Raw genomic sequence first — 14,765 nt, forward strand, 5'->3', positions numbered from 1 at the left:
GTACCAATTTTTTGGAATACCTTTTTCTTATATGGATTCATTTTCCATACATAATCTTGGAATCGGAGGAGAAGTAATGAAGAAATTATCTGTCTTTTTATTATTTTCACTATGCATTGGAGTTATCATTTATGGAAATCTTCATTGGAAAAAAATTCAGTCTTTCACCACACCGAATGTTGTTGAAAGCTCTGAGCAAGGTGAAAATTCTGATTTAGATAATGAGGTAGACACCTCCCTTAACCAGGAGGACTATATGAGTTTCACAGGCAACTGGTCAGAGCAACTTAAATCTTCCTACCAAGAAAAGTTGGCTAAGGGAGAAAAATTAAATATTGTCATTGTTGGTTCCCAGGCAATGGATGCTGTTGACCCAGGCTGGAATGACCTTGTGGCGGCTGCTGTTTCAGAAACCTTTAAAGAGACTATAGAATTGAGTAGTCTTTCGTATGGTTCTCATTCCTTGGATTTCGTTTTAGAAGATAAAGCAGAAGAGATAGCTGCTTCTAAACCTGACCTTGTGATCTTTGAGCCTTTAACATTGAATGACAATGGTAAAATCAGAATTGAAGATTCACTAGATAATATTTTTACAGTTGTTAGTGAAGTCTCTGCAGATCACCCTGATGTAGAGTTCATCTTGACACCATCACAACCTTTATATCAGCCTGTGAATTATGCTGCTCAAATTGATGCACTGGAACAATTTGCGGCTGAAAATAGTTTCACTTATATTAATCATTGGGATAACTGGCCCGATGTAGATAATGAAGAAGTGATAGATTATCTCGATGAACAAAGCAGTCCTAATGAGCTTGGACAAAAAGCTTGGGCTGATGCCATTATTTCTTACTTAATTTCAGAGTAATCGTTTTTCTGGCTCTCATTTTTCCCTTTTCCTACACTAACGTGGTAAAATACTCATAAACTACTATATTATGACAAAAGGAGAAATAATGTGAAAAAGGTGTTATTTACTGTCGCCGCTACTGCTGCCATTTCCACTTCTTATGCTGTTGCTGCAGAGGCAAGTTCGCATGAAGTCGAAAGTGGAGACTCACTCTGGTCCATTGCCAAGAAATACGACACCACTGTCAATTCACTGAAAAAGCTTAACGGATTATCTTCGGATGTCATTTTTCCTAAACAGGTGTTGAAGATTGACGGATCGACTCCTGCTAAAGCCCAGCCTACAACAAAGACTACAACCAAAGAAGTTAAAGAACAGACTACTCAAGAGAAGACCTATCAGGTGGTTTCCGGTGATACATTGCTTGGTATTGCCAATAATCATTCTATCACTCTGGCAGAGTTAAAAAGCTGGAACAAGCTGAACGATTATCTTATTTATCCAGGGCAAAAGCTTGTTGTCAGTAGAAAGACGGTTTCTTCTTCTTCCGAACCAGCATCTTCTGATAAAAAGGAAGAGAAGGCAGCTGAACCTAAAGAAAGCACAGCTCAAACAACGTACTCAGTGGTGTCGGGAGATTCCCTGCTGCGTATCGCACTTAATCACGATGTCACGGTCTCTCAGCTTAAAGAATGGAATAAACTCAAGAATGATACCATTTACATAGGGCAGAAATTGAAGATCCATGCTAATCCTTCAACTGTTAAGGAACCTGCAAAGGATAAGGCAAAGAGTGATAATCTGGGAGTCAACGTCGAAGAGCTTCTTGAAGAAGCAAAATTCCATATCGGAACCCCCTATGCTTGGGGAGGCTCCTCAGCAGGTGGATTTGATTGCAGCGGCTTTATCTACTATGTATACAAAGAAGCAGGCATGAATATCAGCAGGCAATCAAGCGGCGGATACTATAACCGATCCTATTATGTAGACAAACCTGAGCCTGGCGATCTCGTATTCTTTGAAAATACATATAAAAAAGGAATATCACACGTAGGAATCTATGTCGGGGACAACAAGTTCATCCATGCAGGCGACAGCGGTGTGCAGATCACCAGTTTGGATCACTCATACTGGAAATCGAAGTTTGATGGCTTTAAACGTTTTTATTAATAAGAGAAAAGAGGTCTCGGAATCAATCCGGACCTCTTTTTATTAGGCTCTTTTCTTAAACTTTGTTGCTATTTGATATGAATTTTAAAGTATAGTCCTAATTCACAGGAAATATCCTGGTAACCAAGAAAGAAAAGAGCTACGTTCCCTGTTCAGAGAGAAAAACCTTTTACCCAGGGGAAAAATCCGGAAATTGGGATCTTTCCGAAAGCAACAAGTATACTAAAACAGCCTTTATTATCTTCCTTCCACTAATTTTGAGTAGATGTATTGGTGTACGGCGTTATATCCGCCTAAAACGGTGTAGTTGCTGACGTTATTATAATAGAAGAACCGTTTCACAGAATCATCCACATTATAGTGCTGAACCAGAAGAATAGGCTGCCCTCGTTTTGCCGCCAGCAGAGAGCCTGTCAATCCGTCGGCAAAATATTCACCAGTAGCGATCACAGGGTAATCTGCATACGGGAAAAATCTTTCGGCAATCCGAACGGAAGTAACATAGCGACTTTCTCCGGCAATTCTTTCTGCGTTTGGGACTTCCTCCATAAGGCCGTCAGACAGAACTGCCTTCCCTCCAATGAAATATGTTTTTTTAACTTTCTTTAAAAATTCCTTATTATCATGACTTAGCTTGTCCTTATCCGTTAAAAGGATCGGTATCCCTTTCAATGCTGCATAGGGACCCACTGCAATGGCATCCGGAAACTGCTTTTTATTGACCACTATTGCTTCTTGCTGAGCGGTTCCCACTTTACGGGCAATCTTGAGAGCGGTTTCTGTTCGATCGACTCCAGATACCCTTTCCACTTGCAGGTTCTGTTGTTGAAGCTCGGAAATAACATTGTTTGAGATAGCGTTTTTTCCGCCCATGACCCAGACCTTTTTGGCACCGAGACGATTTATCTCTTCTTTCGTCACCTCGGGCAGTTTTCCTCTTTGAGTTAATAGAACTGGCCCCTTAATTTTCGCCGCAAAAGGTGTACTTGCCAATGCATCGGCAAAATCGTCACCTCTTGCTAATACCACTTGCTCTGCACCATTCGGCCACACTACCTGTGAGAGGATGGCCGCCGTCTCATAGCGATTTTCCCCAGCCAACCGCTCCTCTGGTGTCGCTCCTGCTTCTCTTGGCATCAAACTGAGTAATAGAATGAAAGCAATCAGATAAATTGCCGCCTTGATTTTGATCACTGAGAGGCCCCTTTCTTCTTTTATTGAACGATAAATGTTTAAAGATTCTTTACCATTAATCTCTTTCTTTTAAACTATTGTATTTAACGACTCTATCTATTAGAACCATTGTTTCCTTATATTTCCGCTTACAAAAGCTGGATAAATATTTTTGAGAGGGTATTTCCTTTTCGACAGGAATTTAGTATATTTTACTTATGTCTACAAAATAAAAAACTTTAGGTGGGAAACTCTTTGAGATCAGACAAACATGAAAAGAAAAGCCGCAAAGGCTTGAAGATATTTGGCATCATTGTCCTTCTGCTTGTGCTTGCAGGCGGAGGTTACATTTATTCCATCTATCACTCTATCAATAAAACCGCTTCTGATATGCACCAAACGATAGATCGGGAAAAATCTGATAAACGTCAGAAAAAAGTGGAAGTAGATAGAAAAGAACCGTTTTCAGTCCTATTACTGGGTGTGGATGAACGTCAAGGAGACAGAGGACGTTCTGATACGATAATTGTTGTAACGGTTAATCCTAACGACAAGACAACAAAAATGATCAGCATTCCCCGCGATACTCGTGTAGAAATCATCGGGAAAGGCTACCAGGACAAAATTAATCATGCCTACGCTTTTGGCGGAGTGGAAATGGCCATGGATACAGTAGAGAACTTCCTCGATATCCCAATTGATTATTATGCAAAGATCAATATGGATGGCTTCAAGGATATTGTTGATGCGGTTGGCGGTGTTACTGTTAACAATCAATTGGACTTCTCTTACGGCGGACATAACTATCCGGTCGGGGAAATTAACCTGAATGGTGAAGAAGCAATGAGTTATGTGCAAATGAGGAAAAACGATCCCCGCGGCGATTTCGGACGTCAGGAACGTCAGCGTAAAATTATACAGGCTGTCATTAAAGAAGGCGCCAGCATTTCCTCTCTTTGGAATTACGGAGACATCTTTAGTGCCATTGGGGAAAATGTAAAGACAAATTTAACTTTCGATGAAATGGTAGACATTCAGAAAAACTACAAATCGGCCACAAAAGATATTCAACAGTCTCAAATTTCTGGAAGTGGCACAACCATTGACGGTATTTATTACTTCATGGTTCCGCAAGAAGAGCAAGCTGCGGTTCAGCAGACACTGAAAGAGCATTTGGAGATATAGTTTTTCCTATATAATTCTGAAGGAGAAACAATTTATTATTACAGTTAAACGCACGGGATTTCACTACGAAATTCACCGTGCGTTTTTTGTTGTTCAATTAGTTTTCCTGAAATTTTTCCACTGTATTCCCTATATATTCACTTACCATTTCACAGAAAGTGAAAAAAGTTTATAACTAAGTACATCCAAAGATTATGATAAAATTCAGTTATATACAATAATATTTGCTATTTCGGGGCCGGTTAGTTTTAAACGGTTACAAAATAATAGCCAGGTGGGGAAATTATGAAACTACTTATAATGAACGTATTTGTATTTTTACTAAATGGACTAGTAACTACTTGTTTAGCATTGATTTCTGGATGGAGTGCCCTTCCTGTTTTTATGTTGTTCCTATGGTCAGTTATGGCCATATTTAGTACATTCTATTTTGCTTTTTCATTTAAGTACTTTTCCAACTGGAAGGAATTCATCTATAAGCCGCTTTTACACGGTGGTTTAATATATAGCCTTCTATGGATTCTTAGCGTTGGTCACGGCATTTTAACAGAGTTAATCAACTAAAAAAAGATAGGCATAGAGGAAAATTTCCTCTATGCCTTTTTGATGAAAATATCATTATTAATGAATACGCAATAACTATATGGTGTTCCTTTTGCTTAGTCTGTTTTTTTGCATACGCACCCACACGCTTCGCCCGATAATTAGGGACGTTCATTATATTTTTTTTCAAGACTTTTTATTTTCTCTTTAATAAAGTTACTGTACTTTTCATCCTGTTGGAGTTCAAAGACAGTTAAGGCTTTTTTCATAAATTGTAAGCCTGTCTCCAAGTCTCCTAACAACTCAAAGTTATAACCCATGTGATAATGCAGCTCGCCTAAAAAATAGAGATTGTCCTTTTCTATACACCAGTTTATCCCTGCAGCACAATAAGTATTAGATTCTTTATACTCTTTACATCTGGTTAGTGTACGGGCATAATTGTAATAGAGTCGGGTTTTAATCGTATAGTCTGTCAAATAAGGAATCGTATTAATATATTGTTTTATGTTTTTATATACCTTCAGAGCTTCCTCAAGATCATCCTCTTCAAAGTGAATTGCACCAATTGTTAACATAATTTCAATTTCACGCTCTGACCAATATTTATTAGATTGGTGTGTTAACTGAATAGATGAAAACAATGTCTCTAACGCAGTATCTGTATCTTTCTCCAGTTCATATTGATAAATCCCCTTGTGCCATAGAAGCAGCTGCAAGTTCTTTTTATTCAGCGTAAATAGCGGATTATGAAGCTCGGTTTCCACTACCTGCTTCATCTCTTTATAGTCTAAATTCCGACGTGACATTATCAGCTGTCTTTTTACCTCTTGTACATAATCCAGCCTAGGAGTCATTCCTATGTCAAAGAAATGATTGACATCCACGCCAAGCTTCTGGGAGATTAAATATAAAGTAGATGCATATGGATACACATCACCTTTTTCAATTTTGCTTATTTGAGCTTGAGTACAAATTCCTTCTGATAGCTCTTCTTGTGATAAGCCAATATTTTTTCGTAACTCCCTGATTTTTTTACCCACAGCTGAAAAATCCATCTTCCATCTCCCCTAAATATTCCTATAGTTATATTTTTTGCGAAAATAGCTAATTTAGTATATTATTTGCTCGAAAAAGCTTTCAAAAGCCCGAAATTGGCGAATGCACGAATTTTTAAGATGTGGTTAAATAAGAGTACAGATAATCTTATTGAATTATCATACCAATTAAAAGGAGGATTTACCAATGAAGAAAAAATTAATGGTAGTGCTTGCTGCTTCATTCCTATTGTTCGGTGCTGGTGTAATGGGAAGCGCTTCAGCAAATGAAGCAACTCCTCAACAGTCTGAACTTCCAACAGTATACTAATTATTGCTAATTTAACCTTTTGTAATAAGCAAGAGCGCTTCCAATTGAGAAGTGCTTTTTTTCATATCTTTATTATAAGTGAAAATACCTTTTTAAGCATATTCTTTCGGGAATATTGCTCCTTTAATGATGTTGCTCTTCTTTTAATGTAAGTTATGGAAATTAAACTCCTCCTCTGTTCCTTTCTTTTTAATCGCCAGAGTGTTGTATGTTTCTTTTCTCTATGAACAGCAGGATATGATAATAACTATACACATATATACTCATAGTCAGAAATGACATGCCCCCGTCTAAGAGCAAAGCCAACAGGACAGCTGCCACACCATAAAGGGCCAATCTTAAGAGGTACGTTGATTTTGGCGTCAATTCCAATCTCCTCGCTACATAATCCACACCCAGTGAGTACGGGATTCCTATTGCTATATAGATAAAAAAGGTGATTCCCATGGTTGCCCATATCGCTCCCCACCAATCTGTAAATTGCCCGCTTTCCGACGAAGTGATGAGCCAATAAATAAAATAATAGAGCAGCGTTGCAACCGGACAGGCTATAACTATGGCGATCATTCGTTTGATAAGCTTGCCTCTGACAATCGGGATGAAGAATAAAGATGAAAAGACCGCCAGAAAAATTTTAACAGGCATACTGGATAACGATATGAAGATGATTGTGAGCAAAACAGAGAGGACAAAGACGTTTAAAATCATGGATTTATTCAAGTGTATTCCTCCTTCAGTATCAGTATAGCAGAGATTAACGGACAGATACTTTGGCACATTTCAATTAATTAACGGTAAATGCTGTTACATTATAGAGCTTCTATAAAAATTTATATATCCGCTACCCTTGGCCGGACAGATAAGAAACTGGCGCCAAGATTACACAATACAGCGGGGAGAACACTGCCACTGGGCTCTTGCTTTTTAGGAATACTTCCCTAACTATTACTTGTTTAGAAGGGCAATTACCGTAACTCATAGGGTTCTCGTTTCATTCCTTATGCTAAAATAAGGAGGAAAACTTATTAGGAGAGTCTATAACTTTATGGAAGAGACATATATCTATTATTCTAAGAAAAACGCATTTATTTTATTACTGATATCCACCGGTATTATTAGCCTTCTATTGTTCGTGTTTTATGCTCTGAGGCCTCTTCCAGCCTTTGAGATTTGGAATGATGCAATCTTTTTTTGGGCTTTGTGCTTCTTTTTACTATTCGGAGCGGTTATGTTCTTTTTTGGCTTTAGCCGTTTGGTCTCAAGCAAACCGGCCCTCATCTTCAATGAGCAGGGGATTATTGATAAAACGACCCCTTTCAGTCTGGACGAACTGATTTTATGGGAAGATTTTCTAGGATTTTATCCATATACCCAGAGCAAGGTTCTCCAATGGGGATATGTTTTAAAAGATGAAGAGAAATACTTAAAGAGAAAGTCTTTATTTATGAGGATGCTGATTAAGCCTAATTCGAAGATGGGCATTCCTTATTTCTCCCTTCCCCTTGCACCACTTGCAGTATCACCAGAAAATCTTACAAACATAATCAAGGAATATAAAGAGTTTTATTTTTATTATCCCGCTGATTAGTTTTTAATGGAAAAGGACGTTCTCACATATAACCTAAGCAGGAGAACCTTCCTTTTTGATTATATGTTCCTTTAGGAGATGATGAGGATGGAACGGAATCGGTTTTTTATTTTGGGTACATGTGTAGCCGGCTTCATTTATAGTATTGCTGCCGCTATTTACCTCTATAGTCCCGAAGGAAGTTTAGCTGCAGTCTTTCTTCCCCTATCCACGGTCGGTACTCTGTCACTTTATTATTTTTATTTGTACTTTCTCCGGAAGAAGAATCGTGATAAGGAATAAGGCAGGATGGATAATGATCTTCTCCCTGAAGAAGTATTCTCCGGGTGAAACAGGTCCCTTATCTCCAAAAAGTAGTGCTAGTACAGTGTACCCATTCACCAGTCCCTTCAGTGTTCCCCTTGACCCCTTCTATTAATAGTATTGAAAGTGATTGGTTGAACTGAACACTTCAGCACTTTAAAGCACTAAGAGGGACTGTCCCTCTTAGTGCTTTAAAGTGCTGAAGGATATATTTTTTGTGGTTAATAGACCAGGGTGTAAGCGTCCTCATCTACCAATCTCGCTAAATTACCTCTTGTATCCCCTTCCGGACAGGCGTATAATGTCTCCTTGAATATACAATAATCTGTAAAACTTACTATACATAAGGGGGATCCCTTCTTTATATGAAGAAACAATCTTGGCTGTCCATTCAGTTCTTTGTCATCATGTTTACCTGGGGCATTTTTATTCCGTATTGGACAGCATGGCTCGTGGAAAGCAAAGGATTTTCAATTGCTACCGCTTCTTCTCTTGTCGCTGCCGGCATGATTGCCCGCTCGTTTTCAAGTTTTTATTTGTTCCCGACACTCAGTCAGCGATTTCCGCTCGGAAAGCTCGCCCGGATTATAGCGCTGGTTTCCAGCATTACACTTATACTGTTCTTCCCAATCAGTTCTCTCATTGGAATGTTAGCCTGCATGGTTCTCTTCAGTCTTGTCTACCCGATGCTGATGCCATTGGTTGAAAGCATGGCCGCGGTTATGATGAAAAAGGATCATATCGATTACGGTAAAAGCAGGTCTTGGGGATCGATAGGGTATACGAGTGCCTTGCTCCTGGCAGGGTTCATTACATCCATTTTCAGTGAGGGTGCCATCATTTATATAATGTTTGCAGGTGTCATCATGATTCTCTTGACGTCATTTACAAAACTCCCTGCCTCCATGAGTGAACCTCGCGGACAGGAGAAACTCTCTTACCGCAGTCTGTTGAAATCAAAGAAATTCATCCTGGCGATGGGAATTGTGATCTTTACATTGGGGACGCACGCTGCCTACTACAACTATGGTGTGCTCTATTTGAAAGAACTCAATGTAAGTAACATTTACATTGGTGTCATGCTTAACATTGCCATCATTGCGGAGATCCTGTTCTTTGCCTTTTCTGATAAGTTTTTAAAAGGCCGCTCCATCTCCATCATGTTTATGACGGCGGGATTGGCCGCCATTCTGAGATGGATGATGCTGTTCTTGTTCCCTAGTGTCGGTGTGTTCATGGCTACACAACTTCTCCACGCCTTCACGTTCGGACTTACTCATTATGCGTTCATGAGGCTGATTTATGAAGAGCTGGAAAGCAAAGACTTGCCTGCTGCCCAGGGTGTTTATACTGCTTTAGGCTCCGGGTTAAGCACCGCTGTCTTAACCTTTGTCGGTGGATTTTTATACGATTATGCGCCAGGATATGCCTTCCTTGGCATGGCGGTTGTCGTGATTCCGGCAGTAGTGCTTGGAGGATATATGTTTGCTAAATATGAAAGGAAGCCTGTTGTTCAGAAGGTTTTTCATTAAATTTACCGATCCAGTCCTTTGATGGGCTGGTTTTTTGATTAGTGGATTTTTCTATCAACGAGTTGAACCATTCTATCAACAACTCTATGAAAAATACTATCCTTTTTATCCAGGAGAGCCCTGCCCTTCCTCTGCTATCTCCTTCAATACATTTGCCCGGGAAGCGATGAAGTTTCTCATATACTTTTCTAAAAAAAGCTTATCTGCGAGGGTCCCCAATGGGCCAAGAGGAGACTTATACTGAAAGCGGTCGATCATAAGGGTGCCGCCTGCTTCTTCGATGAATTGGTGCGTGTGTTCAAAAGAGTGGAAAGCACCTTTGACCATTATGTCGACGAGTTTGCTGGGTCTCTCCATTACTGTAACTTTGGCAGTCAGCCTTTGTTTAATCCCAAAGTGAACGGCTTCCCAAGTGACCATATCGCCTTCTTCTAGTAATCCTTCCGTTACTCCGCCAACCGCTCTTTCCTTGGTATGCGAGGTAGTTTGCGTATGGATGTCTACGTTTCTTGCAAGGTCAAAGCAAATTTCAATAGGTGCTTTTATAAATAGTTGATGCTCAATAATCGGCATTGGTTATTCCCCTTTTAAAATCCTTTATTACTATTTTATACTTAACCACTAAATGAGTGTACTCAATCATATTGAAGCCAAAATTGGTGGTCTATCGGCATTATCGAGCGTTCCATTAACAACTTCTTAATCCTATTAACAAGTTCGGGCGTTCTATCAACAACTTTCACACTTCTATCAACAAAAATCCCCCTTCTATTAACAACTCATACATCCAGACAACCAACCTCCACATATCTTAATTCATCCAAAAGAAAAAACCTGAGGAAACCCCCAGGTTTTTACCCTTTCACCGACCCAGCCATCATACCGGCCACGAAATAACGCTGCAAGAAGATATACGCGATGACCATCGGAGCTGATGCAATAATTACTCCGGTGAAGAGCATCGGATAATTCGTCATGTACTCACCCTGAAATTCAAGCAGGGCGAGCGGCAGTGTTTTATAATCCTTATCAGTAATGAAAAGCAATGGATACAATAGATCGTTCCACACCATAACGAACAGAAAAATTGCTGTAGCCGAAATGGATGGCAGTGACAACGGGATGGCGACTTTCGCGTACATCTGCCAGTGGGAGGCACCGTCGATCCGGCTGGCCTCGAACAGCGAACTCGGAAGGGATTTCATGAATCCGGTTAGAATGAAGACGGCCACCGGTGTCGTTACCGCCGTGTTGACTAAGATCAATCCGGTCAGACTGTTCGTCAGCCCCAGATCAAAAACAAGTTGGTAGAGCGGGATCATGTTCACCTGAGCCGGTACCATCATCCCTAGTGTGAAGAGCCCGAACAGAATTCTTCCCGGCCAGCCCGACATGCGTGTGATGGCAAAGGCAATCAAGCTTGAGAAGAACAAAGTCATACTTACGGCAAACAGCGTGACAATTACACTGTTCCAGAAGTAGGTACTCATAGACTCTTCGGCAAACATTGTTATGTAATTAACAAAGTCAAAACTTCCCGGAAGCCCCAATACATCCTGGTACATTTCCGCATTGGATTTGAATGTCGCAAAGAAGATGGCGACAACCGGAATAATGATGAGCAAGGCATAGATAATGGTCAAAACGCCTTTTGTCAGCTTCAAGAGCTTTTCCCTCCTTTACTTTTTCTCACTAGCTCGCCGCTTTATCGGAACGAAGCAGTTTAAATTGAACGATTGTAATGATGGCAATGACTATCATGAAAATGACGGATTCTGCTGAAGCATAACCGAACTTAAAGCTTCGGAACGCTGTCGAGTAGATCAGTGTCGCAAGGATTTCGGTTGAATAGTTCGGACCTCCACGCGTCATGGCAAAGATGAGGTCAAACGCTTTGAAGGACTGGATGGTGGTATAGGCAATAACGATAGTTGCTGCCGGTGCCACAAGCGGCCATGTCACGAAGCGGAATCGCTGCCACCTGGAAGCTCCCTCAATTTTTGCAACTTCATATAGGTCCTCCGGGATATTCTGCAGACCCGCAACAAAGATGATGAGCATTTGCCCGGTATGCATCCAGACCTGCACAACGGCAATCGAGAAGATCGCTATATCCTGATCCCCCAGCCAGTTATGGGTCAGAGCCTCCAAATTCGCCTTTTCTAGCAAGGTATTTAAAATCCCGAGGTTCGGGTCATAGACAAATGACCAGATGAACGCCACCGATACGGATGATAAGATCGTTGGGAAGAAATATAGAGCCCTTAAAAAGATGTTCGTCTTGGTGTTTTTAACGAGGTAGAGAGCGAACAATAATGAAAAAGCAGTTTGAAAGATCACCACGAACAGCATGAACTTCAAGTTATTCCCGAATGCTTTAACAAAAATCGAATCGTTTGTGAAAATATTTATGTAATTATCCACTCCGACAAAATTATAATCTGGTGTCAGCCCGTCCCAATCTGTGAAAGAGTAGAACAGCGCACTTAGTGTCGGGTAAATGAAAAAGATTGAATACAGTATTAGACCCGGCAAAACAAACAGATACAGTGCTTTATTTTTCTTTAGATCCATGGAACCCCCTCCTTAAAACTCCAAAAACATAATCTAATAGGAAGAGAGAGAGCTACGTCCCTCTCTCCCGCTAAAAAATTATTGTATTTTTTGGTTCACGATTTCCTGCGCTTGCTGTGCCGCTGCTTCCGGATCTTCTCCGCTAAGTACGTTTTGGATGGAAGCAATGACCGCCTTCTCTACGTCAGCATCAGGAATCAGGTAACGAGGCTGAAAACGTGTGTTTTTATCCATCCAGCCGGCAGCTGCTTTCAATGACTCTGATTCATAGTTGACTCCCGGAATCGTCAGGAACTGGCCGGTTTCATTCGCATAATACTCTGCGTTTTCCGGCTGAGACAGGAAGTCTATGAACTTCTTCGCTTCTTCTTTATTTTGAGACATGCTGTTCACGGCAAGCATGAATGTAGTCGTATGGATACCTTCATATTCTGCTTCGTCGGCAGATACAGTAATTGGTGCCAGCAGACCCAGCTCGATATCCGGATTCAATTCTTTCACATTGGCCATAGCGTAAGACCCTGATGCCAGCATGGCCGCTTCTTCCTGAGCAACCTGCGCAATCGCACCTTCATGTTTCATGCCAAGGGCATCTTCGCCGATATAGCCTTTATCCATTAACTCCTGGAATTGAGCCAGTGTTTTGACCCACCACTCGTCGGTCAATTCAGTTTCTCCATTCATCAATTCACCAAAGACTCCTTCAGGCGCATTGTTCATCATCATAGAGTTCATCATCTGGCCTGGTCCAATGTCAGCTCCAGGAAATGCAATAGGCGTATAGCCGTTTTCTTTCAACGTTTCGCAAAGCTCCAGGAAACCTTCCCAATCTTGTGCAGGCTCCAGTCCAAGCTCGTCGAACAACGTTTTATTATACACCGGCTGGTTATAGACCAATTGCAGCGGCAGAGCCAGCTGTTTTCCGTCAGATTGGCCGGCAGCCAGGAGGTTTTCATTAAAGTTTCCAACAAGTTCTTCTCCAGTTAAATCTTCAAAAAGACCCGCTTTCTTGATGATTTCGAATTGAGACCCCGGGAATGCAGTAAAGACATCACCTGTGGACCCATCTCGAAGAAGGGTCTGGGCAGTAGATTGATATTTTTCTGAAGGATAGACCGTCATTTCCACTTTGATATCGGGATTTTCTTCTTCAAAACGGCTGATCAGCTCTTTAAAAGCTTCAGAGTCTTCCCCGCGCCAGTGAATAAAGCTTAATTCTGTTTTCCCGCTGGCGGACCCGCTCTCTGAAGAAGAGCACCCTGCCAGGACACTTGAAATCATAAGAACGAACATTAATAGGAATGATAGCTTCCTTTTCATTTCGACAACCCCTTTTTGTTTATTGTTTATTTATCTGGGTAATGTGATATTAAGCAATGAAAACGTTTTACAAAGTTAGAGATTAATAGAAAAATCAATCTGAACAAAGTTGACTGAGCGCTCAGTCAGTTAGATAAGACTCTGTCCCCCTTTCCCTTCATCATCCGACAAGTTTTTTATGTAAGAATATAGTGAAATATGAAGCAAACTTCTCCTACTTGCCAGTCGCTTAATTACCTCATTACCCGGCTTTCACTCTTTTAAAACATAAATTTTCAAAAAAATATCCAATCTGACAAATTTATCCTAAAAAAAGAACCAGTCCATTATGGGCTGGTTATTGTCACAAGATTAATGGTTATTTCTTTTTGAAGCCCATGGGTGAAGGTTTGCTGCGATATACGCGGTTGGCCGATAAATCTTCGCCGTTCTTCTCTACTCGTTTGGCATCCTGTTCAAACATCTCGCGTGCTTTCATAAATAACATTGACACAGTCTCTCACCCTCCTATTAAAAATCTAGTTTCTAGATACCCGTCCGTAAGATCTCAAAACCTGTTTTTCTAAAAAATTTCAAATTAAAAATGATAGTCCCAGGCTATTTTCCATTGTCCTTTATCCAAGATGACATAGCACACCTGTTTGATCTGCATCAGACCGAACTGGCTGTTGTAGGTCATGGTCACCTCTGCCACTTTCACATCTTTGAAAACCGGACCGTCCTTTGCCATTTTCCACTCTTCCAGTTTTTCCAACTCGCCGATTTTCACTTTGAACGTTTCAACCCCCATATGACCAAAGAAGACATGATTTTTCGTTTGAATATAGGAGGATTTGCTGAAACGTTTTTTCATTTCCGGATGAAACAGTTCCCAGGCATTCCCGAAGTCACCGTCTTGTTCGTTTTTGTAAAATTGCTTAATGGTGCTTTCCTGTGAATCCGGCGGTGAACTGCCTCCTGCACAAGAACGCAGAACAAGTACCACGATAAAAATAAGGAACAGCCCAAATGCAATTAGAGGAAGGGGTGAATTTCTTCTCCGCATCGTATTCTCCTTCATAAAGTGCCTTGGTTTATTCCTATGACAGGCACTGGATGTCCATGAGTTAAATTGTCCTGATTACGGGGATATTTTGTATGACTAAAGACCAATTTTCTT

Annotated in this window: 16 protein-coding genes; 7 read left to right on the forward strand and 9 right to left on the reverse strand. The window is 40.7% G+C overall.

The window, feature by feature from the left end:
- The first annotated feature begins 76 nt into the window (after positions 1 to 76).
- Positions 77 to 868, forward strand: coding sequence for an SGNH/GDSL hydrolase family protein (locus V1502_RS18965; protein ID WP_409252151.1), 792 nt, complete (start codon positions 77 to 79; stop codon positions 866 to 868).
- A 90-nt stretch (positions 869 to 958) separates the two neighbouring features.
- Positions 959 to 2,020, forward strand: a complete 1,062-nt coding sequence (locus V1502_RS18970; RefSeq protein WP_409252152.1) for a LysM peptidoglycan-binding domain-containing protein — start codon at positions 959 to 961, stop codon at positions 2,018 to 2,020.
- Positions 2,021 to 2,257: 237 nt separating this feature from the next.
- Here the strand turns inward: V1502_RS18970 and V1502_RS18975 are convergent, their stop codons facing one another.
- A complete protein-coding gene (locus tag V1502_RS18975; RefSeq protein ID WP_409252153.1) occupies positions 2,258 to 3,214 on the reverse strand; it encodes a cell wall-binding repeat-containing protein in 957 nt (318 codons plus the stop codon).
- 234 nt (positions 3,215 to 3,448) lie between these two features.
- On the opposite strand from V1502_RS18975, the gene V1502_RS18980 reads away from it, so the two are divergent.
- Entirely contained in the window at positions 3,449 to 4,378 is a 930-nt protein-coding gene (locus V1502_RS18980; RefSeq protein WP_409252154.1) for a LytR family transcriptional regulator, read from the forward strand.
- 704 nt (positions 4,379 to 5,082) lie between these two features.
- Here the strand turns inward: V1502_RS18980 and V1502_RS18985 are convergent.
- Positions 5,083 to 5,979, reverse strand: coding sequence for a helix-turn-helix domain-containing protein (locus V1502_RS18985; RefSeq protein WP_409252155.1), 897 nt, complete (start codon positions 5,977 to 5,979; stop codon positions 5,083 to 5,085).
- Positions 5,980 to 6,166: 187 nt separating this feature from the next.
- Here V1502_RS18985 and V1502_RS18990 point away from each other — a divergent pair, with 187 nt between their 5' ends.
- Positions 6,167 to 6,289, forward strand: coding sequence for a hypothetical protein (locus tag V1502_RS18990; protein ID WP_409252156.1), 123 nt, complete (start codon positions 6,167 to 6,169; stop codon positions 6,287 to 6,289).
- Between the two features lie 189 nt (positions 6,290 to 6,478).
- On the opposite strand, the gene V1502_RS18995 is transcribed toward V1502_RS18990, so the two are convergent.
- The gene (locus V1502_RS18995) at positions 6,479 to 7,009 is read right to left on the reverse strand and encodes a hypothetical protein (RefSeq protein ID WP_409252157.1); all 531 of its coding nucleotides are present in this window, start codon (positions 7,007 to 7,009) and stop codon (positions 6,479 to 6,481) included.
- Between the two features lie 325 nt (positions 7,010 to 7,334).
- Between V1502_RS18995 and V1502_RS19000 the strand changes: the two genes are divergently transcribed.
- The 3 genes from V1502_RS19000 (at position 7,335) to V1502_RS19010 (ending at position 9,712) form a co-directional block, all read left to right on the forward strand.
- Entirely contained in the window at positions 7,335 to 7,877 is a 543-nt protein-coding gene (locus tag V1502_RS19000; RefSeq protein WP_409252158.1) for an STM3941 family protein, read from the forward strand.
- An 87-nt stretch (positions 7,878 to 7,964) separates the two neighbouring features.
- Positions 7,965 to 8,159: a hypothetical protein gene (locus V1502_RS19005; protein ID WP_409252159.1), complete on the forward strand. Its 195-nt coding sequence runs from the start codon at positions 7,965 to 7,967 to the stop codon at positions 8,157 to 8,159.
- A 386-nt stretch (positions 8,160 to 8,545) separates the two neighbouring features.
- Positions 8,546 to 9,712 (forward strand): MFS transporter, encoded by a 1,167-nt coding sequence (locus V1502_RS19010; RefSeq protein WP_409252160.1) that lies wholly within the window; start codon positions 8,546 to 8,548, stop codon positions 9,710 to 9,712.
- A 105-nt stretch (positions 9,713 to 9,817) separates the two neighbouring features.
- On the opposite strand, the gene V1502_RS19015 is transcribed toward V1502_RS19010, so the two are convergent.
- The 6 genes from V1502_RS19015 to V1502_RS19040 form a co-directional block, all read right to left on the reverse strand.
- Positions 9,818 to 10,285 (reverse strand): SRPBCC family protein, encoded by a 468-nt coding sequence (locus V1502_RS19015; protein ID WP_409252161.1) that lies wholly within the window; start codon positions 10,283 to 10,285, stop codon positions 9,818 to 9,820.
- A 281-nt stretch (positions 10,286 to 10,566) separates the two neighbouring features.
- Entirely contained in the window at positions 10,567 to 11,376 is an 810-nt protein-coding gene (locus V1502_RS19020) for a carbohydrate ABC transporter permease (protein ID WP_409252162.1), read from the reverse strand.
- 28 nt (positions 11,377 to 11,404) lie between these two features.
- Positions 11,405 to 12,286 (reverse strand): carbohydrate ABC transporter permease, encoded by an 882-nt coding sequence (locus V1502_RS19025; RefSeq protein ID WP_409252163.1) that lies wholly within the window; start codon positions 12,284 to 12,286, stop codon positions 11,405 to 11,407.
- A 78-nt stretch (positions 12,287 to 12,364) separates the two neighbouring features.
- Entirely contained in the window at positions 12,365 to 13,606 is a 1,242-nt protein-coding gene (locus V1502_RS19030) for an ABC transporter substrate-binding protein (RefSeq protein WP_409252164.1), read from the reverse strand.
- A 358-nt stretch (positions 13,607 to 13,964) separates the two neighbouring features.
- Positions 13,965 to 14,099 (reverse strand): hypothetical protein, encoded by a 135-nt coding sequence (locus V1502_RS19035; RefSeq protein ID WP_409252165.1) that lies wholly within the window; start codon positions 14,097 to 14,099, stop codon positions 13,965 to 13,967.
- A gap of 84 nt (positions 14,100 to 14,183) precedes the next feature.
- Positions 14,184 to 14,651 (reverse strand): hypothetical protein, encoded by a 468-nt coding sequence (locus V1502_RS19040; protein WP_409252166.1) that lies wholly within the window; start codon positions 14,649 to 14,651, stop codon positions 14,184 to 14,186.
- Positions 14,652 to 14,765 lie beyond the last annotated feature (114 nt).

This window comes from Rossellomorea sedimentorum (assembly GCF_046237645.1).
Taxonomy (GTDB): Bacteria; Bacillota; Bacilli; order Bacillales; family Bacillaceae_B; genus Rossellomorea; species Rossellomorea sedimentorum.